This is a genomic window from Candidatus Eremiobacterota bacterium (assembly GCA_031082125.1).
Classification (GTDB): domain Bacteria; phylum Vulcanimicrobiota; class CADAWZ01; order CADAWZ01; family Ess09-12; genus Ess09-12.
Window position 1 is genome coordinate 24,003 of the sequence record JAVHLM010000019.1, and the last position, 24,920, is coordinate 48,922.

The following is a 24,920-nucleotide window of genomic DNA, read 5'->3' on the forward strand; positions in this document are numbered from 1 at the left end:
GCCGCTGCAATGACCTATAGAAGGATCGCGCTCCTCAGGCTCCTGTTCCAGCTCTTCTTCCTTGTATTCATTGCGGCCGTCGCGGTGAGAGGCCGCCTCGGGCAGAGCTTTGACACCTGTGAGAGCATCTGCCCCTTCGGCGGCGCCGAGGGGATGATCTATTTCCTCACGCACAGGCAGTATCTCTGCGTGCTCTCCTATTACAACGTGGCGCTCTTCATTGCCCTTCTCCTCCTTGCCCTTGCGGCGGGGCGGCTCTTCTGCAGCTATCTCTGCCCCCTCGGCCTTCTCTATGAGAAGATGAATGCCCTGAGGCTCCGATGGAAAATCAAGGCAAAGCTGCCGCCTCCGGGTGTGGACAGGGCGCTCCAGGCGCTCCGTTATCTTGTTATCGCGGTCATATTGTATGCGACCTGGAAGATAGGCGACCTGGTCTTCAGGGGCTATGACCCCTTCTTTGCCCTCTTCAGCCTCCACGGCCACGGCATCGCCTGGACCTCCTACCTGGTGCTGGGGCTCACCGTGGCGGGCGCCCTTTTCATTCCGATGGCATGGTGCCGATACCTCTGTCCCCTCGGGGGCGCCATGGATCTCCCGGCACTGGTGAAGCTCATAAGAGTCACAAGGGATCGCGGCTCCTGCACCGGGTGCGGAGCCTGCGACAGGACATGCCCTATGGCAATCCCCGTGAGCCGGAGGGACGAGGTGCGAGAGGTGAACTGCACGCTCTGCCTGCAATGCGCCTCGCACTGCCCGGAGAAAGATGCCCTCCAGGTGAGGGGACCGGTGAAAAGGCCTGCCGCCTGGGTGCTCCCGGTCCTTGTCCTGGCATTCCTTGTGCTTTCCCATCTCATTGCTCCTCTTTTCCGCGTGCCCACATTGAAAAGCACTTTCAAGCCCGCCCGTCCTGCAGCAGCGCCCCTGAAGGAGACCGTGTTCACCGTGGAGGGGCTCACCTGCAGGGGAAAGTCCCTGATGCTCTCGGAGAACCTCAGGTATCTCCCCGGCATGTATGAGATGGAAACCTACGCCTCGGAGAGAAAGCTTATTGTCCGCTATGACCCTGGCCTCCTCGGGGAGCAGGACATCAGGGAATGCATCGAGGGGACGATGAGGGACCCGGAGACGGGGGAGGAGGCAGCGCCCTTCAGGGTCCTGAGGGCCCGCTAGCCGCGCTTCGCCGCGGGAGGCTCAGCCGACAATACTGCTCCTGATGCGCTCGCAGAGGTCCGCCAGGCATTTTGAAAAACTCTATGCGGTCCCGTTTATGGGCTTGCGATAAATGTTACTTTAGAGTATAATACTCATGAGTAACTTTGTTGGGGGGGGACGCTTCCATGCACTTCATAGATCGCGAGCGTGAGCTCATGTACCTGAATGAAGCCTATCAAAGGGAGGGCTCACAGTTCATCGTGATCTACGGGAAACGGCGGGTGGGCAAGACGGAGCTCGTCAGGCGCTTCTTCACCGGCATTCCCCATATCTATTTTCTCGCCGAGAAATCTTCCGAAAAGGATCAGATGGTAATGCTTTCTGAGAAGACCGGGCTCGCATTTCAGGATGACTTTCTCCTCTCAAGAGGTTTCGGAGCATGGCGCGAGTTCTTCCGTTACGTCAGAGACAAGGGCAGAATCATCGTCGTCGTAGATGAATATCCCTATCTCGTTGAATCCAACGCCGCCATTCCATCGATCTTTCAGAGCGGATGGGATGAAGAGCTCAAAGATTCGCAGGTCTTTCTTGTCCTTCTCGGCTCGAGTATCGGCATGATGGAAACAGAAGTCCTCGGCTATCGCTCCCCTCTTTTCGGGAGGAGGACGGGGCAGATTCTCGTTGAGCCGCTCTCATTCTGGGATGCAAAGAAGTTCTTTCCTTCCCTGCCTTTTGAGGAATTCCTTTACATATATGCGATTCTCGGGGGTGTGCCCGCGTATCTTATGAAATTCGATCCCGGCACCGGCTTATGGGAAAATATCAGAAAGAATATTCTCAATCCGCAGGCTTACCTTTTTGCTGAGCCGGAGTTCATTCTGAGGGAAGAACTGAGGGAACCGAGGCACTATTTCTCTATTCTGAGGGCGCTCTCGCTGGGCAAGAGGAGGGCGGGCGAGATAATAAACGAGACTGGACTCGAAAAAAATGTCATCGGGAAGTACCTTTCTGTGCTTGCCGATCTCAGGCTCATCCGACGGGAAGTCCCCGTGACTGAAAAGAATCCCGAAAAAAGCAAGCAGGGAATACATCTTGTCAATGACCACTTTTTCAGATTCTGGTTTGACTATGTCTTTCCGGGCAGGAGCTTTATCCTGGAGGGTGAGGAGCTTTACCTTCTGGACAGGAAGATCAGGCCTTCGATGGATGATTTCGTCTCCCCGGTGTTCGAAGAGATCTGCAGGTCACTGGTGAGGCGCAGAGGCGCGCAGGAGCTCAGATTTCACCAAGTGGGGCGCTGGTGGTCAAGAAGAGCGGAGATAGATGTGGTGGCATTGAATGAAGATGAAAATGCCATCCTTCTGGGGGAAGCGAAATGGAGCACGAGAAAAGTGGGGACCGATGTGCTGGCACACCTGAAAGAGCAGGCTGTGAACGTGGAATGGGGCCGTCCTCGAAGAAGGGAGTATTATGCCCTCTTCAGCAGGGCGGGATTCACAGGAGAGCTGAAGGAGAGAGCCTCCCGGGAGAGAGTGTTGCTCTATGATTTCCAAGAAATCTGCAGAGAGGAGCACGCCGTCGGGTAAATTCATCAGCACTGCGGCTGGCCCACCGTTGAGGGGGGGCTGCGGGATCTCACGGGCCTATATCACAGGGTACCGGCCGGGCAGCAGCCGCGTCATCATTCTATGACCGGAATGAGCGGTCAAGTCGGCTGGATAGATTATATCAGGGGTGATATTTTAACCTTTTTCGAGGAAATGAAACAGGGCTTTCATATTGTGGCAATAATGTTCCTGTATGATCATAGAGGGAGCCACCAGGCTCCCTTGAGTATATTGACGACCGTTAACTTATATGTTAACATAGAAGGAGAAGGCATATGGCCACAACGCCGAGGCTGCTCTTACTTCACGGAGGAGAGAGCTTCGAATATTCTGCCTCGATCTGGGACAACCATGCGACGTACAAAGTTCCTTTGAAAATCTGAGCGAGAAAGAAAAGAAAAAGGTTCTTGCCCTGATCAGGCACACGGCTGAATTGGGACCTGGCTCAAATGAGGAGCGGTGGAAAAATATAGAGACCGGACTTTTCGAGATGAAATCCGGCAAGGTGCGGATGCCTTTTTTCTATCATCGCTGGCACCGGAACAGCATTGTGGTGACCCACATGTTTTTCAAGAAGCAGCCAGATGGCCCCAGGAAGAACTCAAAAGGGCACGTTCAAGAAAGAAGATAAGCGAAGGACTCTTGCCGGAATAACAAGGAGGACGGGTTTGATGAAGAGAGGAGCACTCGAAGCTTATGAAGAGAAATGGAGAGACGATTGCGATTACAGGATAGAGGTACTTAAGATTAAAGTCACTGAGCAGATTTGTTCCCTCATGAAAGATAAAAGTATAAGCCGGGCCGAGCTTGCAAGACGTCTTGGAAGCTCACGGGCTTATATCACAAAGCTTCTTAACGGCTCCGCCAATCTTACCCTGGAGACGCTCGTGAAAATAGCCTCAAGCCTTGATTCAGAGCTGGAAATTCTCCTGCTGCCGGAGGCACAGGGCCCGGGGAAAGAGAAAGCCGCGTAGGGCACCTGCCGGGCAGCAGCCGCGTCATTGTTCCTTGACCGGAATGAGCATCAATTTGGCTGAAACCCCTGCAATAGCTTACTTTGCCACGTCCAATGAAGTTATTTGTATTATCACGGTGCGGTTTTTCTTGCAGTTTTCAGGTGTGTCATTGGGGAAGAGCGGAGCATTTTCCCCAGTGCTCGTCACCATGAAGTTCCTTTCTTTAAGATCTGAGGTGGATCTTAAATACAGAGCCACAGCAAGAGCGCGGTAGAAGCCAAGTGAAATGTTGTCCGGATAGAATGAACCGGGGGAGAGAGGTTCGTTATCTCTACATATGCAATCGGTTAAGGAGAAAAACCTGAAAGGTTCAAATGGATAAAGAAGAAATTGATCCTTTTCGACCTCGGCTATTACAGCTTCAGGCTGTTTGCCAGGATCAAGAAGCTTGACGGCTATTTCATCAGCCGCCTCAAGAGCAACGCCAATCCTTTGATAATAAGCTCCAACCTTATCCATCGCGGCCGGAAGATGGAAACAGAAGGCTATCGTCTTCAAGATGTTCTTGACAAGCTGCAAAGAGAAGTCGTGGAGGAGATAATTGATCCTAATATAGGTAGAAAGTCCATTATGGCTGGGTTACAATGCTAAAACGATCACATATGCATGCAGATTAAAAAAACTTCCGATACCCCTTTGTGACCACGGAGGCGCCTCGGCAGGGCCGGAAGGCGCCCAAAACCTCCGTTGGTGAGAGGTTCTTGCCCCTGGTGGTCATTTTTGACCTTTCCACCCTTTTCAGACCGGCTTGAGGGTATCCTGCGACGTCCTATTATCGTTGCAATGAATGGGTTTTTTAGGGGTGACCTGTTTGATATTTCATTATCGATATGATAAAATAAAACCATGGATACGCATGAGACCCATACAATCTCTGATCTGTTCCTCCCCGATGAAGAGGAGCTTCTTCACCTCAGTGCCTCTTTGCCGTCACAGGACTATGAGGACATGCTCCTCCTCCCGGAGCCCTTTGAGCTCCCCGAGGGTACCCTTTATAACTATGATCACATGGCGAAAATCACCAGGGAAGGCCTCATCCCCGAAGCGGAAAAGCTCTCGGAGGAAATCTCCTTCGGCTCAATCGACAGGGATGAGCGGGCTTTCAGGATAGATTTCACCCTCTGTGAGGCAGTCCGCGGCCGCCTGGCGCTTGATCTTCTGCTCGGCGGCCTTCTCGTTACTCTGAAATCGAAAGGAGTTGATCTGGTAGGATACCGCTCCATGGGGACCTTCGCCACGGAGCATCTCTCATTTTCTGGGCGCACCGCGTCGGAGCTGATGCACAACTTCGAGCTTCTCAGGGCGCTCCCCCTCACGCGGGAGGCCTATCTTGAGGGCAGGATCGCAAAGAGCGCCCTCAGGCATCTCTCGAGAGTCATCACGCCTGAGAATGAGTCCTGGTGGCTCGCCATTGCGCGGGAGCGCTCCCTGTGCGGCCTCGAGAGGGAAGTGAAAAGGGCTCTCGCCGAAGGGAAGGCCGGATCGGCGACCCCTTCCGGCGATGGTCCCGAAGCCGGGTCCGAAGGCACAATGATGTATTTCAGCGTACCGCCCTCACTTGCCCTCACCTGGGACTTCGCCCTCTCCCTCTTCCGGGACAAAGAGCACTATGACGGGCCTGTCTCAGGATTTGTCGAGGCTCTCCTTGCGAATTTCCTTGCCTCAGGGGAAGCCGCCCCGGAGCTTCCGGCCCTTGATGCCAAGGGAAATCGCCCCCTCTTCTCACGGGTGCCCCTCATGAAGAGAAGGATGGGAAACCGGCGTGTGAGCGATCCCGATGAGGGTGTCGGGAAGGCCTTCGGAAGCCCTTCCTGCGGCGCTCCCTGGGAGCTGCCCTGGAGCATCCATTTTCCGTCGTGGCTGGAAGAGGCCCGGTCCGGCGGAGAATACGCCGGGGTCTCCGCCAGGGCGTTTGCGGGCCGCCTCCGGAGGGCCGCCTCCATCCGCCAGAGGCTTGACGTGGCCGCGGGAATGCTCCTTCGGGCGATGGATGATCGGCAGCTCCACCGCCTTCTCGGCTATGAGTTCATCGAGGACTATGCAGGGGAGCGCTGCGGCTTCTCGATGGCGCAGACCCGCCAGCTCATCAGGCTCGCCGAGGGATTCCGCCGCCACTCCCTCACCGAAGACGCCTTCAGGAAGGGCGTCATCACCAGGGAGCAGGCGCGCCTCATCCTCCCCTTCGTGGACCCTAAAAATGAGTCACAGTGGATTGCCTACGCCGCGAGCGTGCCCACGGCGGACCTTCGGGAAGAGGCAGGGCGCTGCGCGAGGATCCTGGAGTATGACTGCCTGGTCCCCCACAGTTACACTCTGCTTCCAGGCTTCCGCTACGTCACCGACGAGAGGTTTCACGGCCTGCAGAAGGAGGTGCAGGACTGCATACGTGACGGCTCGTGGTACAAGGGGCCCTCACTTGATTCCTCGTGGCCTCTTGAGTCAGACGACGAGGAGATCATCGCTTCCCGCGACAGGCGCTTCGATGCGCCCTGGAAGTATTTCAACGATGTGGAAGAGATGAGGGCCTCCGAGGCCTCCATGAAAATTGAAAAAAACTCCACCCTGTGTGCGGGCCTCGGAAACCAGTCGGGGAGCGATCATCTGCATGGGGGGGCAGGCAATGGGAAAGGGCAGGCACCCCATGGGCAAGGATGCGGAAATGCCCTGTGCTCATGTCATCAGTCACTGAAAAAAACACTGAAGGCTTGCACCATCCCCCGGGGTGAGCGCCCCGAAGAGGTCTTTCTCAGGGACATTCTCTCTTCACAGGACCCCTCCCGGGCAGTGAAGGGCACCATGACGATCAAGTTCTTTCTCCCCCGGGAGCTTGAGGTGCTCTGGAATCTGGCAGCCCACACCTTTCTCGCCAGGCTCGCCCATGCGGAAGAGGCCGACAGCCTCGGACTCCCCGAAGAGACTTTCCTTGCAGCACTCCTTGCCGACTATCTCATGACAGAGGACACATTGAAGCATGCAGCTCATCATCATAAGATCCTGAAGCGCGACAGGTTCCGCTGCCAGGTCCCCGGCTGCCGCTGCAGGCGGGGCCTCCACGTGCACCACATCATCAGGCGCTCTCAGGGCGGCACCGATGACGAATGGAATCTCATCGTACTCTGCGAGGCCTGCCACCTCCACCTCCTCCACGATCTGCGAACCCTCACCGTGCGGGGCAGAGCGCCTTATGAACTCACCTTCACCTTCGGCTCCCTGGCGGAAAGCGATCCCTTCCTCATCTATGAAAAAGGCTCCAGGATTCCAGGAAACATTCTCCTCTCAATGCTGTAATGCCACTGTTCCCCTGCAGCGGGCTCTGTGCAGGCGATATTGTGTCGTGATCCATTTCCAGAGCTTGATTAAGAGAAAGACAGGCAGCACGGCGCCCAGCACCATGAGCACCACTGCATTGAACAGCGCGGGATAAAGAGAAAGCACCGTGAGGGCAGCAGCGGCAAGAACAATCAGGATGGCCAAGACAGGGCTGAAGCCGAATTTCCTGCGTTCCGTGGGGAGGAGATCGACCATGATAAAGCCGCCGCCGCTTCCTCCGCTCAGCGAAGGCGACCAGGAAGGGGCTGCCCACCCGGCAGGGTATGCCACAGGCTGGGCCACCTGGATACAATCGCCAGGGTGGCTTGCCACTTCCGCTTCATCTATGGCGACAAAGGCGGTGAAGCGGGAGAGGAGGTTGTGCTCCATGGCCAGCCTGATAATCTCTTTTTCCGTGGAGCCCTGCATATCCTGAAAGTAACGGTCTTCCAGGTCAGTGAGGCGCAGGCGCGCCCAGAGGTGGGAAATGGCGGGAGGCCCCTCCAGGCATGGAGCGAGGAGCTCCTTGAATTCCCTTCCATCGGCACAGGTGCCCTTGATGATGATATGCCCCTCCTTTTTCATCGTGAAAAAGAAGGTCGAAGCGCGCCCTGCAAAGAGGTCCGGGATCTTCCCGGGGGCAAGGCTGAGGTCATCAAGGCTCCCATCGTGATTCCGTGCCTCCAGGCCGGTGACGACAGGCTCTCCAATCTCTCTCGCAATCGAGCGCAGCGCATTTTCAAGGCCGTCGCCGGGGTGCACAAAAGAGGCAGTGCCCCTTCCCAGCGAGGCAAGATGCGACAGAAAGCCCTTGTTGACCGCGGTGTCAACACCGACGGCAAAGATCCTGACCCCCTCTCCACGGGATCTCACATACCGGGTGATCTGCATTTCATCACCCACGGCGCCGTCAGTGATGAGCACTATCACGGGAACTCCTGCGCTTTTCCGCAGGTTGTCTCTTTCAAGAACATCAAGCGCTGATCTGAGAGCCCCGAATATATTGGTGCCTCCTCTCGCGCTGAGGCCGCGGAGGTACTTTTCCCCGCGGGCAATGCCGGCCTCAGTGGCGCTGAAGAAAAGCTGCTTCCAGGCCAGGGCTTCTCCCCTCGTCATCCACTGGACCCTGTCATCAAATGCCTGGATGGCGAAGCGGTCATGAGGCCCGAGGGTATTGAGAAGAAGAGCGCAGGCTTTTGCCGCTGATTTCATTTTCGCGCCCTCCATCGAGCCGGAGCGGTCCAGCACGAACACCACGTCACGGGGCGCTGCCGTGAAGCACTTCTCTGCGGGAGGGATGAGGGTCACCATGCCGTACACTTTCTCTTTGTCACGATAGCACCAGAAGGCTGAGCTGAGCTTCTCCCCGGCAAACCTCCACCTGAGCACGAAGTCCCTGTCCATGAGCTCCCTTGTGGAGGCAAGCCATACCTTCACCGACCCGTCGTCATGGCTGAGCGTGATGGCATGCTGGGAACAGGTGAGAGTGGAAGCTGTCATTGAAGAGCCATCATTCCCGTGATGGCGGAGCAGCACTTCTATGGAGAGCTTCACCGCGGGGCAGCAGGCTGCGGGAAGTGCCAGGGGAGAGATGCGGGACGCGTCAGGCACTATGTCGGTGTCACTGGCCACTCCCCTCCCTGAGGGGTCAAGTCCCATTGGTGCCCCGGGTATAAAACGGGGCGCCACCACAAGAGGAAGGCGGAACTCGGTAAAGCCGTCGTTGTAGAGAGGGAGCCGCTCTGAGTAGGTGAGCCATACGGAGACACTCTCGCCGGGAGGTATGTTTCCCGCCTGCATAGTGAATATTTCATCTCTCTCCTGCTCGAGAAGGGCTGCCCTCTTACCTTGGCGGAGCGCCTCGTGATAGCTTTCCCTCGCATGGACCCGCTCCCTTGCCCGGCCCGTGATTACCCGCTCGCCCACCCTGAGCTCAAAATGATTCACGGCGGCCCCTCCTGCAAGAGGGAAGGTATACACTGCCTCCACAGGCTCGTCATAGGGGTTCCGGAACGACTGCCTCACCTCGACCCAGGCAATCCCATCGGCTATGTGGGCGATATACTCGACTTTCTCAAGGGGAAATTCCACCTTTTTCCTTGATTGGGCGATAATCGCGCTTAATGCTCCCGATCCCCTCGCCTCTGCGAAATCTTCAGGCTCAAAGAGGGGAAGATACTCCTTGCTTCCGTCACGGTATGGCATTGTCTGATTCCTCCTTGCAGGATTTCTTGGGCGCCCGGCATTCATATGATTATTTTCATATTTATATTATATATGATTTTATTCATAATGTCAAGATGATTTATGTATAAAATCATAAATTGCCTGCGGGCGCAGAGCTGAAAAATTTATCTGGAGAAGGTGGTCGCAGTCGGCGCAGTATCAGGATGGCAGCCGGTAAAATTGACTTTTCTGGGCCAATCCCTTATAATTGAGAAACCGATGACTATCACTTCCGAAAAGGCCCTGCCATGCAAGCGCTGCTGAGAGTCCTGCGGTATATCAGGAAATACTGGTGGTATATCATGACGGCGGGGATCTGCACCATCCTTTTGAATGCCTTTACCCTCCTGCAGCCCCAGCTTATCAAGGTCATCATGGATCACGTAATCCTTGGGAAAGGGCCCGATAGTTTCAGATACCTCAACCTTGTCATCGCAGGCTTCCTTTTTCTCATCATCGTAAAAGGCATCTTCGCCTATTTCCAGGGGTATCTTCTCCCCTACGGCGTGAACCAGGCCATCAGGGACATAAGAGACGGCATATTCGGCCACATCCAGTTCCTCCCGCTCCGCTCCATCGAGCGCTACCGGACCGGCGACCTGATGGTGCGCATCACCAACGACACGGAAAATCTTGGCAATGTCCTGGGCCTGGGGCTTATCAACTTCGTCAACGACTGCCTCATTCTTGTGGGGGCCCTTGGCTGGATGATCTATAAAGACTGGCAGATGACCCTTCTCATTTTTCTGGTAAGCCCCCTGGTGGTTTTTGCCGTACATCGTTTCGGCCAGTACGTGGAAAAGGCCGTGAGAAGAAACCAGGTCCAGATGTCGAGAATCTACAATACCATCGAGGAATCCATCACGGGAATCCGGGTCATCAAGAGCTTTGTGAAGGAAAACCAGGAGATCGAGCATTTCAAAAAGCAGAACCAGACCCTTTTTCACCATATAATGAAGGTCATCCAGTACAAGGTGATGCAGGTCCCCGTCATCGAGTTCCTCGCCGCGCTGGGCATTGCCGTCTCCATATGGTACGGCGGCTACCAGGTCCTCCAGGGAAAGTTTTCCACCGGCGACATATTTGCTTTCTGGGGCTATATGATCATGGCGACGACGCCGCTCAACCGCATCTCGCAGGCCTATTCCACCATAAGGGGCTGCATCGTGTCGGCCCAGAGGATCTTTGAAATCCTTGACGTGCCGAAGGAGAAGGACGAAGACCCCTCTCTCCCCGCCATTGCGCCTCTCAAAGGCCACATAAGGTACGACTCCGTGAGCTTCCACTACGCTGCCGAGTCCCCCGTGCTCAGGGACCTGAGCTTTGAGATAGAGCCGGGCAAGGTCCTCGCCATAGTAGGCCAGAGCGGCGCAGGCAAAACGACAGCCGTACATCTCCTCACAAGGCTTTATGACCCCTGTTCAGGGAAAATCCTCGTGGACGGCACCGATATCCACAAGGTAAAGCTCCACTCGTACAGGAGCCAGCTCGCCGTCGTTCCCCAGGAGACCATCCTCTTCACAGGCACCATAAGGGATAACATCGCCTTCGGCAACCGGGCGGCCTCCCTCGAGGAGGTAAAGGCGGCGGCAGAAGCGGCCAATGCCCATGAGTTCATTGAAAAGCTCCCCCACGGCTATGACACCCCCGTGGGAGAGAGAGGCACCACCCTCTCGGGGGGGCAGCGCCAGCGCATCGCCATCGCAAGGGCCATACTGCTGAATCCCCGCATCCTTATCCTCGATGAAGCCACCTCTTCCGTGGACTCCCTGTCAGAGGAGCTCATCCAGAAAAGCCTCGAAAAGCTCTTCGCAGGGCGCACGACTCTGATCATCGCCCACAGGGTTTCTACTATCAAACGCGCCGACATGATCATAGTCATCGATAAAGGTGAGATAGTGGAGAAGGGAACCCATGACGAGCTGATAGGGCGGGGCGGCGTTTACACGTCACTTTACGAGTGCTATTTCCAGCACAAGGATTCGTGATAGAGGCTACCGCTCCTTTTCAAGCGCTTCCAGGAGCAGCTCCGTCTCCTTCACATCCTTGAGATCGCCGACAGCGTGAAAAAGCTCGGCGAGCTCATCGCGGTGGGGGATCCTGAACTCGCCGCGGGCCCAGCTCACCCACGTGAATATCTCTGAGGGGAGCCTCAGGCGGGCGTAGTACTCAAGACGGTAACAGGGCTCGACCCTGGTGCAGTCCTTGGCATACCATCCCGACAGGGGCTCGAGCTTGCCCCTGTTGAGGCTGCAGGAAAAATCACCGGGGAAATAAGGGTTGAGCCTCACGAAGTCCTTCCTCCCCCTTATGAAGCAGCCATAGTCACCCCGTAGGATTATCTCAAGCTCGGGAGCGAAATGGAAATTGAGCTCCACGAGAAACTCGTCGGCACCTTCCAGTGTGTCTTTGATAAGAAACCACCTCTTGTCCCTGAGGTAGAGCATTTCTCGCCTGTGCACCACCAGGCTCTTCAAATCGTCAAATCCAGCGTTCCCCGACATCACGTAGGCGCAGTCCTCCTTGAAGGCCCACTTGGTCTTGACGAGCTGAAGAGACTTCTTGCTCCCCTTGAAAGTCCTCGAAAGGGACTGCTCCTTGCCGTCAATCACTATCACATTGTGAGCCTGCGAGCGGCTGAAGTAGGTGCTGAACTTCTTCTTTCCCCTGTAAGAGCCTGTCTCAATGATAAAGGGCTCTCCCCTCACGGAAAGGGCGAAACTGAGGACATCCCTGTGGAGGGGGAGGCCTTCCATGCCCTTGTCCAGGTTGGCAAATTTCTTCCTGGGATTTCCGTAGAAGAAACAGAACGTCGAGTCCTTTTCCCATGAATCCCTGAACGTGAGATACCCTCCCTCGGGAAAAGCCCGGGAGGACTCCTCGGGGGGGCGGCTGAGGACATTGTCATAGGTCCGGTAGCCCTCGGTATGGAAAAACCAGAGCACATCCTCGTAGAATTCGCCGGCAATGGATTTCATATCGCCGCGCTCGAAGAGCACGGCCCCGAGGCAGAGCAGGTTCTTATAGTCCTCATGGGCGGTGCCTCCAAAGTGCCATACCCTTGTAATAGGCGTCTCCCCGAAGATAAGGGACCTTCCCCCTGGCTGAATGGTGTACATGAGGAACTCCAGGGAGAGCTCCACGTGGCTCCTGATGATGGATGAGGTGCGCTGGCTGTTGAGCCTGTCAAGCAGAAGAGGGAGCATCAGAAACTCAGTGAGGAGGCACTGGAGCCCCAGGGAGCGCTCCCTGTGGATGCCGTCAGAGCTGAACTGGGCCTGGGCTTCATGCTCAAGAACCTTGAGAGCCCTATCCTTCCAGGACCTGAGCGATTCAAACTCCGGGAAGAGCGATGCGAGGAAGTAAAGGGCTGAGGCCACGCCGATGAGCTTGGCCGGCTTGAGGGTCTTATCAGAGCATTGCTCCACGAGATAAGTCCCGTGGAAAAAAAGGCTTTTCAGCACGGTGCAGAAGGCATCGCCCGACAGGTGGGGTGATGGGAGGAAAAGACCCAGAGCGAAAAGCCAGGAGATGACCCTTTGAGCCACCATGAGGGGATCAAGCCAGTTGACACCCCAGTTGGGAGGATTTTTCTCTATCCAGTCCTCGAGCTCGATGATGAACTCCTGGGCATATTTCTCATCATGGGTGAGAAAGTAAGCCCTCCCCAGGTCCACAAGATGATGGTGCTTGTTAAACTCGAGCGTTGTGGGCAGATACCCGAGGTCGTACATTTTCTGCACGTGCCGGTCCTGGAGCTTCTTGCCAAGGTCCGAAACATGGCAGTAGCTCCAGCTCTTGCCGTTGAAATCGGAAAACCAGTCAATGAAGGTGCCAAAAGTGCCGGTAAGGCCTGTGGGCACGGTAATCACATGGGAGCATACCCTGTCGGCAGCCTCAGTGGTATGGCGGTAAGAGTGGCTGAACTCCTTGAGCACTTTCCGGAGCTTCTCGCTGTCGCCGTAAGAGAAGAAAAATCGGGGATAGTTTCTCTTCCTCAGATAGGCCACGAGCTCTTTTTTTGCCAGCGAAAAATCCCTCTCGCGATAGGCATCCTTGATGGCCTTGAGATCGTCGTCGTCAAGCTTCAGATAGGAGAAAAGCTCTCCGTCAGAAAGGCGCGGAATGCCTTTCCGGGCGCTTCTTTTTCTGAAGAGATCTTCAAGGAGAATCCTTCCTTCCGAAAGGCGCGAGAAATATCCTGAGAGTATCTTTTTGAACATTATCTCTCCTTTAAAGGGCTTACAGCGCGATCCACTCCCCACGTCTTTCCATGGATTCTTTTGCCAGATTGAGAATCTTAACTACAGTGAGCCCCTGATGGCCGTCACTTCGGGGGGTGCTCCCATGCTCCATTGCCTCGAGAAAATGCCTGCACTCCTCAAGAAGAGGCTCTTTATCGGGAATTTCGATTGTCACGGCGCTCCCGTTGTGATGGGCAAGCGTTACGCCGTCAATGTGCCTGTCGAAGACCGTAAGGGTCCCCTTGGGCCCGCTTACTTCATCAACTTTCGCCATTTTCCGGGTTCCCACGACAGTATGCTGGCGGACCTTCTCGGGTGAGAGCCAGCTTACATGGATATGGCCGAATTTCTGCCCGGAGAACATGAGATGGAGATGAGCCATGTCGGCGATGCCGCTGTTGAGATAGCTCATCCCCACGCAGCTGAGGGCGCAGGGCTGCTCATTGAAAAGGGATATCATCACAGAGATATCGTGGGGGGCGAGGCTGAAAAGGGCATCCTCCTCTTTCCTTGCCCTGCCAAACCCGATCCGCTGGGCATGGAGAGAGCAGATTTCACCGAGGTCGCCCCGCTTCACCACCTCGTCAAGAGCGGCGTAGGCGGGATGGTAGAGGAGAATGTGCCCCACCATGAGGACCTTCGCCCTTGTCCCTGCCTCTTCGATAAGCTTCTCAGACTCCCCGGGATCGATGGTCATGGGTTTTTCCACAAAAAGATGCTTGCCAGCCCTGAGGGCTTTCACCGCCACTTCATAATGATGAAAGGGCGGCGTGGCCACCACCACTCCCTCTATGGTGCTCTTCGAGAGTATGGAATCCACATTGTCGCAGATGGGAACGCCGGGAAAAAGTTTCTGGAGCTCGCGGGCACGTTCGGCGCTTATTTCACATATTACCTCCAGGGCCCCAAGGGAAAGAAAATTTCTTGCAAGATTGGTGCCCCATTTCCCGCTTCCTACCACTGCTACTTTCTTCAAGCGATTTCCTCCTCAATGGGTGCTACGAAGGCTTTATATGAATAAGGACCTGCTCGGCCGCCACGGCCGTTGCATTTTCTATCAGGATTGCAGCAATCTCGCCGCTTACCTCGCTCACGATCTCATTCATCATCTTCATCGCTTCTATGATACAGAGCGTGTGGCCCGGCTCCACGCTGCTCCCCACCTCAATGAAGGGGGGGGCGCCCGGGGCGGGCGCCCGGTAAAAAATTCCGGCCAGGGGTGCTTTTACCGTCAAGAAGTTCTCAGGCACCGGGGCCTCCTCTTCCGCGACGCTCTCAGGGAAGAAAGCCGCAGGCTCCGGAGAGACCTTTACCGCCACCGGCGCCGTTGACGAGCCCCTTTTCAGGTAGACACGGTAATTTCCATACCGGACATCAAGCTCTTCCAGGTCATTCTTCTCCACCATCTCGATGAGCTGGCGTATCACTTCCGTATCAATCTTCTGCTCCATGGGAGTCACTCCAATCGTTTCTCAATAAACTCCACGACTGCGGGGAGCGGCACGGCCTGCTGCTCCCCGCTTACCATGTCCTTGAACGTTATCGAACGAGTCTTCAGCTCGTCAGAGCCAAGGATCAGCACACACCGGGCATTTTTCCCATGGGCGTCCTTCATCTGGCTCTTCAGGCTTCTTCCCTGGTAATCCCTCTCAGCGAGAAATCCCTTCCTTCTAAGCTCCACCATAAGCTTCTGAACAGGGAGGTCCGCATCCTCGCCCAGCGCCACAAGGTATACAGCCAGGGGCTTTACAGGGGGAAAGGGCAGCTTCAGCTTGTTCATGATGCTCAGGGTTCTCTCAAGCCCTATGGCCACGCCCACAGCAGGCAGAGCCTTCCCTCCCAGCTCCTCGGCGAGATGGTCATAACGTCCTCCCCCGCAGAGGGCATCCTGGGCTCCCAGATCCTGCGAAATCACTTCAAAGACCGTCTTGGTATAGTAATCGAGCCCACGGACTATGAGGGGATTTATGGTAAAAGGAAGCTTTACCGCCTCAAGAGAGGACTGGAGCCTCCCGAAGTGGTTCCTGCAGTCCTGGCAGAGAAAGCCGAAGATTGAGGGAGCCACCTGCGATATTTCACGGCACTGCCTGTTTTTGCAGTCAAGGATTCTCAGGGGGTTGTGCTCCAGGCGGCGCCCGCACTCATCGCAGAGCTCCTCGGCTTTTCCCTTGAGAAATTTCTGCAGCGATTCGCGGTATGCCGGCCTGCATTCCCTGCAGCCTATAGAATTTATCTCTACATGGAGGTCCTTGAGGCCAAGGACGCTGAAAAACTGGTGCGTGGCCTCAATGACCTCCGCGTCGAGGGAAGGCGCCGACGAGCCGAGAGCCTCTATGCCGAACTGGTGGAACTGCCGGTATCTTCCTGCCTGGGGGCGCTCATACCGCAGGAAGGGGCCTATGTAATAAAGCTTCACAAAGCCGGCGGCATGAAGGTTATGCTCAAGACAGGCCCTGACCACTGTAGCGGTGCCTTCGGGACGGAGGGTCATACTCCTCCCCTTCTTGTCCTTGAAGACATACATCTCCTTCTGGACGATATCGGTGCCCTCGCCGATTCCCCGCACAAAAAGCTCTGTATGCTCAAAGACCGGCGTCCTTATTTCCATGTAGCCGTGCAGGTGAGCAATTTCCCGCGCCGTTTTCTCCACGTGGTGCCACTGGGGAGTCTCCCCGGGAAGTATATCAAAGGTTCCACGGGGTGCTTTAATGTTCATTTCACTGGTCCTCCGGAGGATTCTTTATCCTTGGGAATCTGGCTCGATGAGAAAAATAGACTTTCTTCGCTGCGGCTTTCTTCTCCTGCCGGTGCCTGCCCTTCAGCTCGTTGAGTCGTCGGCCCTTCTCTATCCTTTCTTGAAGAGTCCGTCAAGCCTTTCAAAATTGAATATATGCATAGGCTCCTCTATACTGAGGGAGAATAGCTCCGGGATATAAAAAGGAATGGGGATCCTGTCATAGATCTTGATGGTGGAGATGGGATCCCGCTGCGTCGAAGCGTACTGGAGCCATTCTTTGAAGTCCTTTGCTTTGATGTTTTTTGCTCCCTTGAGGGCCTTCTTCGCCTCTTCCTCGTTGTTGATTACCCAGTTGAGCACTGCCCTTCCAATCCAGGCATCATAGAAGGAGGGATTAAGCTCGATTGCCCTGTCGATGCACTCCTTGGCCAGGGCGGTATTGTTGAGATGAAGGGCTACAAAGCCCTTGCAGTACCATGCATCTGCATAGGAGCCGTCGAGTACGATGACCTTTGAGAAGACCTCGAGACTCTGCTCCCTGGTGCCCTTTTCAAATTCCAGTATCCCGTAAAACATCAGAGCAGTGATGTTCTGGGGCTCTATCCTGAGGGCCATAAGTATGTGCTTGTGGGCTTCTTCAAGTTCATTGAGCCCCCGGTGGCAGCATGTCCTTGCCAGATAATAGAGTACATCGGCTCTCCCGCTGTCCCGGAGCGTATCAAGGCACTTGAGGGCCTTTTCAAACTCACCGCGGATTGAGTAAAAAATCCCATGGTTAAGGGATGTGTGATAGGTGCCGCCCGAGAACTCCCTTCCCTTCTTGAAGCACAGCCCGGCGCCCTCAATGTTCCCAAGCTCGTATTCCGTGAGGGCGAGAACGATCCAGAGGCGGTAATCAAAGGGGTAAAGATTCATATAGCCTTCCAGCACTTCCCGGGCATCCTCGTAGCGCTTGAGATGGTAGAGAGCGGCTCCCTCCATGAGGAAGAACTCGGGCTCAAAGCGCTTTATCTTGTCAGTGATATGGTATATGGCCTCCAGTGCCTGCAGGTAGCGAGTGGTCTTGAGGTGGATCACGGCAAGATTCTTAAGCACGAGGTAATTTCCGGGGTATCTCCTTTCCAGGCTCTCGAGCTCTGCAAGGGCATCATCGAGCCGTGCAGCCCTCCAGAGCACCATCACTTTCTGAAGGGCAAGATGGACAGGCAGGCTTTCCTGAATGCCATTCTGTGCTATAAAATCGATAAAACCCTGATAATCACCGGCTTCAATAAGAATCTCCGCCTTCCTGCCAAGAAAATACGAGGAGCTTCCCGTGCTCTTCACCGCTTCATCGGTTGCAGTGAGGGCCTTTCTGAATTCCTTCTTCTTGATATGGATGCCAATCTTCTGATAGAGGCCGATGAATTTGGTATTATCCTGGCGGGAAGCTTTTTCATAAAACTCCTGGGCCTCTATGAGGCGGCCGATGTTCTCACTGCACCGTCCCATGCCCAGGAGGGCAACGCTCTGAGGGCCCTCAAAACGGAGCGAGGTGCGGAAGGACTCCATTGCCGCCGAGGTCCTTCCCACGCACAATTCAAGCAGGCCCTTCAGAACGTGAAACTGAGAGGTGTTGATAGGAAGGAACCACCTCTTCATGTAATTTTCAAGAATCTCAGAGCAGACAAGCTGGGCTCCCTTGAGATCGTGAGATTCAAGGAGATATTTCAGGTATGCCATCCAGGAGCGGTGATCGCTGGGGAAATAGCCAATCCAGCGGTGGTAAATGTCTTCCACCTGCTCCCTGTCGCCAGATCCCTCAAGGGCCTCAAGCCTTTCACGGTAGAAGCCGCTTGACTGGGGGAAGCCCTCGATAAACCTCTTGAAGCACTGCGCCGCCTTTTCCTCTGCCCCGAGGAGGCGCTGAATCCTGCCCACGTAATACCAGCAGACCATCAGCTTGGGATCGGCTTTGAGGGCCTCGCCGAAAGATTTGAGCGCTTCGACGTAGTTCTTCTCCGCCGTGCTGGTAAGCCCGCGGACCATCCAGTCCTCACCGGTGTACCCGGCCTTTGCCTCCTGCACCACTACCGTATCCTGGTAGGTATCGACTTTCTGTGTCTTCTGGGCGCTCCGGAGAATTTCCACCCTCACCTTCTCCTTTAACTCGACGGCAGGCGGGTAATCCCTCGCTTTCTCAAGGCAGCCAAGGGCATCCTTCAGCCTCCCCGAAGCCCTCTGAATGCTTGCGAGGAGAAACCAGAGATGGGGGTTGTCGTTGCTCTTGAGGACCGTCATAAGATAATAGGTGGCTTCCTTGATATCACAGAACACGGCCAGTATCGTAGCCAGATCCCGGTGGATATCATCAAGCGTCAGAGGGGCATACTTCCTGATTTCAGAAAGAATGGTATCTCTCTTATAGAGCCAGTTCTCGCTGGCAGCATCCAGAAGCACCAGATGGCCTGCCACGTTATCGCCTCCCTGGCTCAGCTGGCAGAGTGCTTTACATTCAGCGAAAAGGTTCAGGATAAAAAGGATCTGAGCCTTTTTAAGAAGGAGCTGGCTGTCGTCCTTGCGGATTTCCATCAGCTTTTTGATGGCCCCAAGAGCATCCTCCCAGCGCCTCATCTCCATCAGAGTGGTGATTTCCTGCGGTATCTTCTGAGTCTCCATAGTATTCTTCCAGCAACAAAATAACAACTAACCCATGGCATCCTCTGGCATGCCTTATGGGTCCGCCACAAAAGTAAAAATCATCTCCCGCCTTGTGCGGGCAGATAAGTATTCTATTTTTGCACAATGAAAATCCTCCATTGGCACAGGGGGAATTTCTCTCCATTTTCAGAGCATATGGAGGATTTCAATGATTTGTGTGTAACACAGATATGCTCTCTTTCTCTGCTGCCGCAGCGAGGCGCTGTCATTTACCAGAGAGGGCTTTCCCAGTCTTTTAGGAGGGGGGCGCCATGGCATTCTTCAAATACCATGCCAGAGATCATGAAGCAAAGGAACTCACAAAGGGCACCATAGAGGCCGAGAACCGCAAGGATGCCATGGCAAAGCTGAGGGCAATGGGCCTCACAGTCCTCTCCATTGAGCAGACTTTCAAAAACCCTGACCAGAAGGCTGCGGTGAAAAAGTCCTTCCTGGACATCTTCAGGGAAAAGACCGACAGCATCGTCATCGCTATCATGAAAAAACTGAAATTATAGCCGGGGAGACCGCTTGAAAATAGTCCTCATCGACGCCAGAGACACCGCTTACTATCCCCCTGTCATCGCCATGCCCCTGGGGCTCTGCTCTCTCGCTGCCTTTCTTCAGCACCACATCCCTGAATGCCAGATAGTGATTAAAGAAGGTTATCAAAGCTCCGCCGATGACGACGCCGACCTCGTGGGAATCTCAACAGTAAGCCTCTTCTATCCCCAGGCACTTTCCATCGCGAAGAACCTGAAGCTCACAAGGCCTGCACTTCCCGTCGTGCTCGGGGGAATTCATATAACGGCCCTCCCTCATACCCTCGACGATGCTTTTGATATCGGGGTGATCGGCGAAGGCGAGGAGACCTTTCTCGAGCTTGTGAGGCTGTTCCAGGGGACCGGAGCCCTGCCCGCCGATGAACTGGGTCTGGTGAAAGGTATTGCCTTTCACCACGGTGGTAAAGTCATTATCACTGATCCGCGGCCTCTTATAAGGCCCCTCGATATTATCCCCCCGCCAAAGAGAGACCTCCTTGAAGAAACAAACCGCTTCATATTGCAGCAAACCTCAAGGGGATGCCCCTTCAGATGCTCCTTCTGTGCCCTCGTGGGATTCAACAGGACATACAGGACCTTCTCACCTGGCTACGTGGTCTCAGAGCTGGAGGAAAATACCAGGGGGAAGAGCTTTACGGAGCTCTCCCTCGTGGACGACCTCTTCTCGGCCGATATAAAAAGGCTTGAAGCAATAGCCCGCATGGTGAAGGAAAGGGGGCTCCACCGGAAAATGTCGCTTGGCGCCACCATACGAGCCGACCTGGTGAGGGAAGAGACGCTTGAGATCCTGAAAAGCCTCCATGTGGCAAAAGTCTATATCGGCCTCGAATCAGGGTCCGACACCACTCTCGGCTACCTCAAGAAGAGCACTGTCACCGTGGCCCAGAACCAGCGGGCCCTTGATCTCTGCTACGGCGCCGGGATTCTCGTGGACGGCTCCTTTATCATCGGCGCCCCTTATGAAGAAAGAGAGGATTTCAAGGCAACCTATGAATTCATCTACCATAACTATAAAGCAGGAAAACTGGCCACGGTGCGCGTTGCGCCCCTTACCCCCTATCCGGGCTCTGCCGTCTGGGAATATGCAGCATCTAGAGGACTGGTGGGAGAAGATATGGACTGGGGTGCCCTGGAAATGTCCCTCGGCAGCTTTGACCCTTCAAGGTTTATCTACCTCAATGAGAAAATACCCCGCGTGGAATTCGTGAAATTCGTGGAAATATTCGAGGATCTCACCTCTTCCATCAACAGGCGCTTCCTCCGGCAGATCGGAATTGAGGAAAAATACGCAACACTTGACAGAGGGAGAGTGCAGCGCTATATGGAGAAACACTCCTGATACCTTGACGAACGTCACACTCTCGAGTATAATGATGCCGTCTGGTAAGTTCTGGAGTAAAAGACCGCGTCATGGCCCCCTGAAACAGTGCCCTGTACAATTCCCGCCTTCACCGCGCCAAGAGGATTCTCCGGAGATTACAAGAATTCATGAAAATACGTCATATTTGTGGTTTTTATTATGTATTTCTCAACAGGCAAGAATAGATCGCAAGAGCGAGGAATATGGATGCTTCACGAAGAGAGCCGGGATCCTGAGAGCGAACAAGGAAACGATGCTCTTTTCCCTTTGGATCCTATTATTGACGCTATCCCGTCACTTGAGGAGCTCGGTGCTTCCGACTTGGAAGAGGCTGAGGAAGGTACTGTCCCTCCCGCCGCTTTGTTGAAGCCTGCTCAAGATGATCTGGCCGAGGAACCTTCTTCAGAAGATAAAAAGCCTGAAGAAGAGAGAGAACCGCTCCAAAGTGCCGGGAAGATCGGCATGGACATCAACGAGGACAGCGACGAGGACAGCGACGAAGAGGATGACGAGGAGAGCAAAGACGACAGGAACCGCGACGAAGGCCTGAACGGGGACTCCGATGGCGATTCTGCCAAGGAAAGCGAAGAAATCCCCGGCGGCCATGGAAAGGTCCCGCAACGGGCAGCTCCCTCAAGAAATAATGATCTCCCTGAATCCTATAACGAAGATATCCTGGTATTTCTCGTGCGCGATCCCTTCATGGCCTTTGCTTACTGGGACCTGAGCCTCCAGAGAAAGGAGCTGATTTATCAGCTCCCCGAGCTTGAAGTGCCCCAGGGACAGCTTTTCCTTAAAGTATACAAGGGCCTCAACAGGGCCGAGCTTCTCCGCGATCCCCAGATCCACGCCGAGCTCCCCATCACCGGCCTGACCCGCTCCTGTTACTTCGCCATTGATGAAGGGTTCGACGCTTACTGCGGCGCCATTGAATTTGTCCCCTTCTTTGACGAGCCATTGACAATTGCCCGCTCAAACACCATAACGCCTCCCAAGGCCTCGATGTCTGGAGAGCTCGATGAGGAATGGAAGGCAATCGAGAGGATATACAAGCGCTTCTATCAGCTTGTGAAGAGAGAGCAGACCCAGGACCAGCAGATCAAAGAGATGATCACCAAGGAGGAGCTTGAGGAGATTGAGCTGCTCCAGGATCTTGACAGGGAAGAGAAGATCGAGAAGGTGATGTTAGAGACCGTTTCCGCCGAGCAGGAAGAAAAAGGCTCCCTCCAGAAAGAAGTGTATGAAGCTTCTGCCCTCAGGGAGCCCCTGGCCTGGGAGGAAGTGCCTGCTGAAAGGGAGGCACAGAAAGAGCTTGATGCCCTTGAGAGCCTTGAAAGCCTCAGCGAGAGAGAGATTGAAAGCCATATTGAAAGAATAGCGGCTGAGACCGGCATTGCCAAGGAGACGCTTGTCGCGATAAGAGAGCGCCGCCACGAAAGGACCGAGAAAAGGGCTCAGATTCTAAGGCGTCTTGTGGCACTCTACATACAGAAGCAGACCCCTTCCGGAGGCATCTATGGCCCGATATTTCCCCATGGGGCTCCCCCCCCTCTCCCTGATGAAAAGCCCTGAGAATCACTCCGCGCCACCCCATCCCGGCATTACCCTCCGGAGGCGTTAAGCTCGATGGAACAGGGTTATCTGATAATGGTCCTCCATGCCCACCTCCCTTTTGTAAGGCACCCCGAGTACAGAGACTCCTTTGAAGAAAAATGGCTCTATGAAGCAATTACAGAGACTTATATCCCCCTCATCCGCGTCTATCAGCAGCTTATAGAGCAGAATATCAACTTCAGGATCACTATGTCGCTTACTCCGCCTCTTATGGAGATGCTTGCCGACGAACTGCTCCAGAAACGCTACGTGGCCCATATCGAGAAGCTCATAGAGCTTGCGGAAAAGGAAAAAACAAGAACGCGCAATGACCAGGAGTTCTACCCTCTGGCCCTCATGTACGAGCGCAAATTCAAAGAGGCCCGGGAAGTCTTCGTGGACCGTTATAAGATGAACATCCTCACCGCTTTCAAGGAAATCAAGGATCACGGGTCACTTGAGATCATGACCTGCTGTGCCACCCATGGCTTCCTGCCCCTCATGGCCCTCCACAAGGAAGCCGTAAGGGCGCAGATTTTCATAGCCGTCAGAAACTACCGCAAGCACATGGGCTCTTCGCCGAGAGGCATATGGCTTGCCGAATGCGGCTATTACCCTCAGGATGACCTGATCCTCAAGGAGGCGGGAATAAAATTCTTCTTCGTGGATTCCCATGGCCTGATACTTGCCACGCCACGGCCCAAGTATGCCCTTTACTCGGCAGTGTACTGCCCTTCAGGCGTTGCGGTCTTCGCCCGCGACCCCGAGTCGTCTAAGCAGGTCTGGAGCTCCAAGGAAGGCTACCCCGGAGATTTCGACTACCGCGAATTCTACCGCGACGTGGGATACGACCTGCCCATGGAGTATATAGCCCCCTATATCCACGAGAGCGGCATAAGGATCAATACGGGCGTCAAATACTACCGCATCACCGGTCCCACGGACCAGAAAAAGCCTTATGCCGAGGAGCGGGCTCTCGAAAAGACCAGAATCCATGCCCACCATTTCATCATGAGCAGGGTCAAGCAGTCGGAGTACCTGAGAGAGATCATGGGACGGCTCCCTGTCATCACTTGCCCTTACGATGCAGAGCTTTACGGTCACTGGTGGTACGAGGGCCCCCAATTCCTGAAAGCGGTCTTTGAAGGGATTGCAAAAGAGCAATACCCCATAAAGCCTGTAACTCCGATGGATTACCTGGAAATATACCCCGAGAACCCCGTTGCCACTCCCAGCCACTCAAGCTGGGGCCACAAGGGCTACTCGGAATATTGGCTTGAAGAGTGCAATGACTGGATTTACCGCCACCTCCACAAGGCAGCGGAGCGGATGAATGCTCTGGCCACGACCTTCAGGGACGCCAGCGATCCCCTCACCGTGAGGGCTCTCAACCAGGCCGCGAGGGAACTGCTCCTTGCTCAGAGCAGCGACTGGGCCTTCATCATCAAGACCGCCACATGCGTCGAATACGCCGCGATGCGCACAAAAGAGCATGTGCTCAATTTTACCACCCTCTACGAGGAGATCATGGATCGCCGCGTCAATGAAACCTCCCTGATAAAGCTCGAAGAGAAAAACAACATTTTCAGTGAGATAGATTATCGCATTTATGCTTCGGATAAACCGGCGCAGGAGGCCTGATGAGAAGAAGAATAGCAAGACCTCTCGCACAACCAGTCGTGGTGGCGTCCTATAACCTCCATGGGACACAGGACAACGACTCTTCAAGATTTCCCGCCATTGCCAGGGAGCTTGCAGCCCACCGTGTCGATATCTGCGGCTTCCAGGAGGTGGTAAAGAGCGAGACAATAGAGGATACAAGCTACCAGGTGGCCCGGTACCTTTCACACCTCACGGGAACCAGGTACCACACCTACTGGGCTTTCTGCCATCCCTTCTATGACCGCTATCCCGAGGGAATCTCCATTCTCTCGAGGTTTCCCATCACCTCACCATCAGTGATAGACCTGGACGTGACGCTCAGGAGGGGGGCGAAGCCCCTCATGCCCAGGAAGGCACTAGCTGCCTCTATTGCAGTAAGGGGAAAAAGGATTATCTTTGTGACCCTCCATCTTGATCACCACCGGATGGCGGCAGTCCGCACCGCCCAGCTGACGCTGCTGCTGAGAAAGCTTTCTTCTCTTTACGGCATCAGGGGTATCCAGGGAACGGTGGTAACAGGCGACTTCAACGCCTCGGAGTGGTCAAGCCCGCTCAATCTGATGAAAAGAAGGAGCTTCAGAGACACTTACCGTCTTATCAACGGCTGGGGAGGGAATACCTTTCCCTCCTGCAGCCCTTCCTGCAGGATTGATTTTATCCTGCTGAAAGGAAGAATGAAGATCCTGAACAGCTACCTGATTCTCAAGGATTCCTGGATGAGCGATCATGCAGGCGTCCTCTCCATCATTAGGTAAAATCGCTCCGGGAAAGG

General features: G+C 54.7%; 17 protein-coding genes. 10 read left to right on the forward strand and 7 right to left on the reverse strand.

Going from position 1 to position 24,920, the window contains the following annotated elements:
• Nucleotides 1–9: 9 nt before the first annotated feature.
• The 3 genes from RDV48_19440 to RDV48_19450 all read left to right on the forward strand — a co-directional run bounded on the left by RDV48_19440 (nucleotide 10) and on the right by RDV48_19450 (nucleotide 3,733).
• Nucleotides 10–1,170 (forward strand): 4Fe-4S binding protein, encoded by a 1,161-nt coding sequence (locus tag RDV48_19440; protein MDQ7824983.1) that lies wholly within the window; start codon nucleotides 10–12, stop codon nucleotides 1,168–1,170.
• 167 nt (nucleotides 1,171–1,337) lie between these two features.
• Nucleotides 1,338–2,738: an ATP-binding protein gene (locus RDV48_19445; GenBank protein ID MDQ7824984.1), complete on the forward strand. Its 1,401-nt coding sequence runs from the start codon at nucleotides 1,338–1,340 to the stop codon at nucleotides 2,736–2,738.
• A gap of 605 nt (nucleotides 2,739–3,343) precedes the next feature.
• Nucleotides 3,344–3,733, forward strand: a complete 390-nt coding sequence (locus RDV48_19450) for a helix-turn-helix transcriptional regulator (GenBank protein ID MDQ7824985.1) — start codon at nucleotides 3,344–3,346, stop codon at nucleotides 3,731–3,733.
• A gap of 78 nt (nucleotides 3,734–3,811) precedes the next feature.
• Here RDV48_19450 and RDV48_19455 read toward each other — a convergent pair whose 3' ends face one another.
• A complete protein-coding gene (locus tag RDV48_19455; protein ID MDQ7824986.1) occupies nucleotides 3,812–4,273 on the reverse strand; it encodes a hypothetical protein in 462 nt (153 codons plus the stop codon).
• Between the two features lie 348 nt (nucleotides 4,274–4,621).
• Between RDV48_19455 and RDV48_19460 the strand changes: the two genes are divergently transcribed.
• Nucleotides 4,622–7,063, forward strand: a complete 2,442-nt coding sequence (locus RDV48_19460; GenBank protein ID MDQ7824987.1) for an HNH endonuclease signature motif containing protein — start codon at nucleotides 4,622–4,624, stop codon at nucleotides 7,061–7,063.
• Here the strand turns inward: RDV48_19460 and RDV48_19465 are convergent.
• Nucleotides 7,052–9,289: a VIT domain-containing protein gene (locus RDV48_19465; protein ID MDQ7824988.1), complete on the reverse strand. Its 2,238-nt coding sequence runs from the start codon at nucleotides 9,287–9,289 to the stop codon at nucleotides 7,052–7,054. The two genes, RDV48_19460 and RDV48_19465, sit on opposite strands and share 12 nt — an antisense overlap.
• A 269-nt stretch (nucleotides 9,290–9,558) precedes the next feature.
• Between RDV48_19465 and RDV48_19470 the strand changes: the two genes are divergently transcribed.
• Nucleotides 9,559–11,298: an ABC transporter ATP-binding protein gene (locus tag RDV48_19470; GenBank protein MDQ7824989.1), complete on the forward strand. Its 1,740-nt coding sequence runs from the start codon at nucleotides 9,559–9,561 to the stop codon at nucleotides 11,296–11,298.
• Nucleotides 11,299–11,304: 6 nt separating this feature from the next.
• On the opposite strand, the gene RDV48_19475 is transcribed toward RDV48_19470, so the two are convergent.
• The 5 genes from RDV48_19475 to RDV48_19495 all read right to left on the reverse strand — a co-directional run bounded on the left by RDV48_19475 (nucleotide 11,305) and on the right by RDV48_19495 (nucleotide 18,949).
• Nucleotides 11,305–13,533, reverse strand: a complete 2,229-nt coding sequence (locus RDV48_19475) for an alginate lyase family protein (GenBank protein ID MDQ7824990.1) — start codon at nucleotides 13,531–13,533, stop codon at nucleotides 11,305–11,307.
• Nucleotides 13,534–13,552: 19 nt separating this feature from the next.
• Nucleotides 13,553–14,530, reverse strand: a complete 978-nt coding sequence (locus tag RDV48_19480; protein ID MDQ7824991.1) for a Gfo/Idh/MocA family oxidoreductase — start codon at nucleotides 14,528–14,530, stop codon at nucleotides 13,553–13,555.
• 22 nt (nucleotides 14,531–14,552) lie between these two features.
• Complete coding sequence (locus RDV48_19485) at nucleotides 14,553–15,005, reverse strand: biotin/lipoyl-containing protein (GenBank protein MDQ7824992.1); 453 nt, start codon at nucleotides 15,003–15,005, stop codon at nucleotides 14,553–14,555.
• A 5-nt stretch (nucleotides 15,006–15,010) separates the two neighbouring features.
• On the reverse strand, nucleotides 15,011–16,270 hold the full coding sequence (gene hisS, locus RDV48_19490) for a histidine--tRNA ligase (GenBank protein ID MDQ7824993.1): 1,260 nt from the start codon (nucleotides 16,268–16,270) through the stop codon (nucleotides 15,011–15,013).
• Between the two features lie 129 nt (nucleotides 16,271–16,399).
• Nucleotides 16,400–18,949: a tetratricopeptide repeat protein gene (locus RDV48_19495; protein ID MDQ7824994.1), complete on the reverse strand. Its 2,550-nt coding sequence runs from the start codon at nucleotides 18,947–18,949 to the stop codon at nucleotides 16,400–16,402.
• Between the two features lie 293 nt (nucleotides 18,950–19,242).
• Here RDV48_19495 and RDV48_19500 point away from each other — a divergent pair, with 293 nt between their 5' ends.
• The 5 genes from RDV48_19500 to RDV48_19520 all read left to right on the forward strand — a co-directional run bounded on the left by RDV48_19500 (nucleotide 19,243) and on the right by RDV48_19520 (nucleotide 24,903).
• Nucleotides 19,243–19,488 carry a hypothetical protein gene (locus RDV48_19500; GenBank protein ID MDQ7824995.1) on the forward strand — a complete coding sequence of 82 codons (246 nt, stop codon included), beginning with the start codon at nucleotides 19,243–19,245 and terminating at the stop codon, nucleotides 19,486–19,488.
• A gap of 13 nt (nucleotides 19,489–19,501) precedes the next feature.
• Nucleotides 19,502–20,872, forward strand: a complete 1,371-nt coding sequence (locus RDV48_19505) for a radical SAM protein (GenBank protein ID MDQ7824996.1) — start codon at nucleotides 19,502–19,504, stop codon at nucleotides 20,870–20,872.
• 228 nt (nucleotides 20,873–21,100) lie between these two features.
• On the forward strand, nucleotides 21,101–22,465 hold the full coding sequence (locus RDV48_19510) for a DUF4912 domain-containing protein (GenBank protein MDQ7824997.1): 1,365 nt from the start codon (nucleotides 21,101–21,103) through the stop codon (nucleotides 22,463–22,465).
• 54 nt (nucleotides 22,466–22,519) lie between these two features.
• Nucleotides 22,520–24,127 carry a DUF1957 domain-containing protein gene (locus tag RDV48_19515; protein ID MDQ7824998.1) on the forward strand — a complete coding sequence of 536 codons (1,608 nt, stop codon included), beginning with the start codon at nucleotides 22,520–22,522 and terminating at the stop codon, nucleotides 24,125–24,127.
• Nucleotides 24,127–24,903: an endonuclease/exonuclease/phosphatase family protein gene (locus RDV48_19520; GenBank protein ID MDQ7824999.1), complete on the forward strand. Its 777-nt coding sequence runs from the start codon at nucleotides 24,127–24,129 to the stop codon at nucleotides 24,901–24,903. Before RDV48_19515 ends, RDV48_19520 begins: the two co-directional genes overlap by 1 nt.
• Nucleotides 24,904–24,920: the final 17 nt, after the last annotated feature.

Bases quoted from the DNA above. Each gene is read 5' to 3' on its own strand.
- RDV48_19440 (MDQ7824983.1), top strand. From the start codon at position 10: ATGACCTATAGAAGGATCGCGCTCCTCAGGCTCCTGTTCCAGCTCTTC.
- RDV48_19445 (MDQ7824984.1), top strand. From the start codon at position 1,338: ATGCACTTCATAGATCGCGAGCGTGAGCTCATGTACCTGAATGAAGCC.
- RDV48_19450 (MDQ7824985.1), top strand. From the start codon at position 3,344: ATGGCCCCAGGAAGAACTCAAAAGGGCACGTTCAAGAAAGAAGATAAG.
- RDV48_19460 (MDQ7824987.1), top strand. From the start codon at position 4,622: ATGGATACGCATGAGACCCATACAATCTCTGATCTGTTCCTCCCCGAT.
- RDV48_19465 (MDQ7824988.1), bottom strand. From the start codon at position 9,289: ATGCCATACCGTGACGGAAGCAAGGAGTATCTTCCCCTCTTTGAGCCT.
- RDV48_19470 (MDQ7824989.1), top strand. From the start codon at position 9,559: ATGCAAGCGCTGCTGAGAGTCCTGCGGTATATCAGGAAATACTGGTGG.
- RDV48_19475 (MDQ7824990.1), bottom strand. From the start codon at position 13,533: ATGTTCAAAAAGATACTCTCAGGATATTTCTCGCGCCTTTCGGAAGGA.
- RDV48_19485 (MDQ7824992.1), bottom strand. From the start codon at position 15,005: ATGGAGCAGAAGATTGATACGGAAGTGATACGCCAGCTCATCGAGATG.
- hisS (MDQ7824993.1), bottom strand. From the start codon at position 16,270: ATGAACATTAAAGCACCCCGTGGAACCTTTGATATACTTCCCGGGGAG.
- RDV48_19495 (MDQ7824994.1), bottom strand. From the start codon at position 18,949: ATGGAGACTCAGAAGATACCGCAGGAAATCACCACTCTGATGGAGATG.
- RDV48_19500 (MDQ7824995.1), top strand. From the start codon at position 19,243: ATGGCATTCTTCAAATACCATGCCAGAGATCATGAAGCAAAGGAACTC.
- RDV48_19510 (MDQ7824997.1), top strand. From the start codon at position 21,101: ATGCTTCACGAAGAGAGCCGGGATCCTGAGAGCGAACAAGGAAACGAT.
- RDV48_19515 (MDQ7824998.1), top strand. From the start codon at position 22,520: ATGGAACAGGGTTATCTGATAATGGTCCTCCATGCCCACCTCCCTTTT.
- RDV48_19520 (MDQ7824999.1), top strand. From the start codon at position 24,127: ATGAGAAGAAGAATAGCAAGACCTCTCGCACAACCAGTCGTGGTGGCG.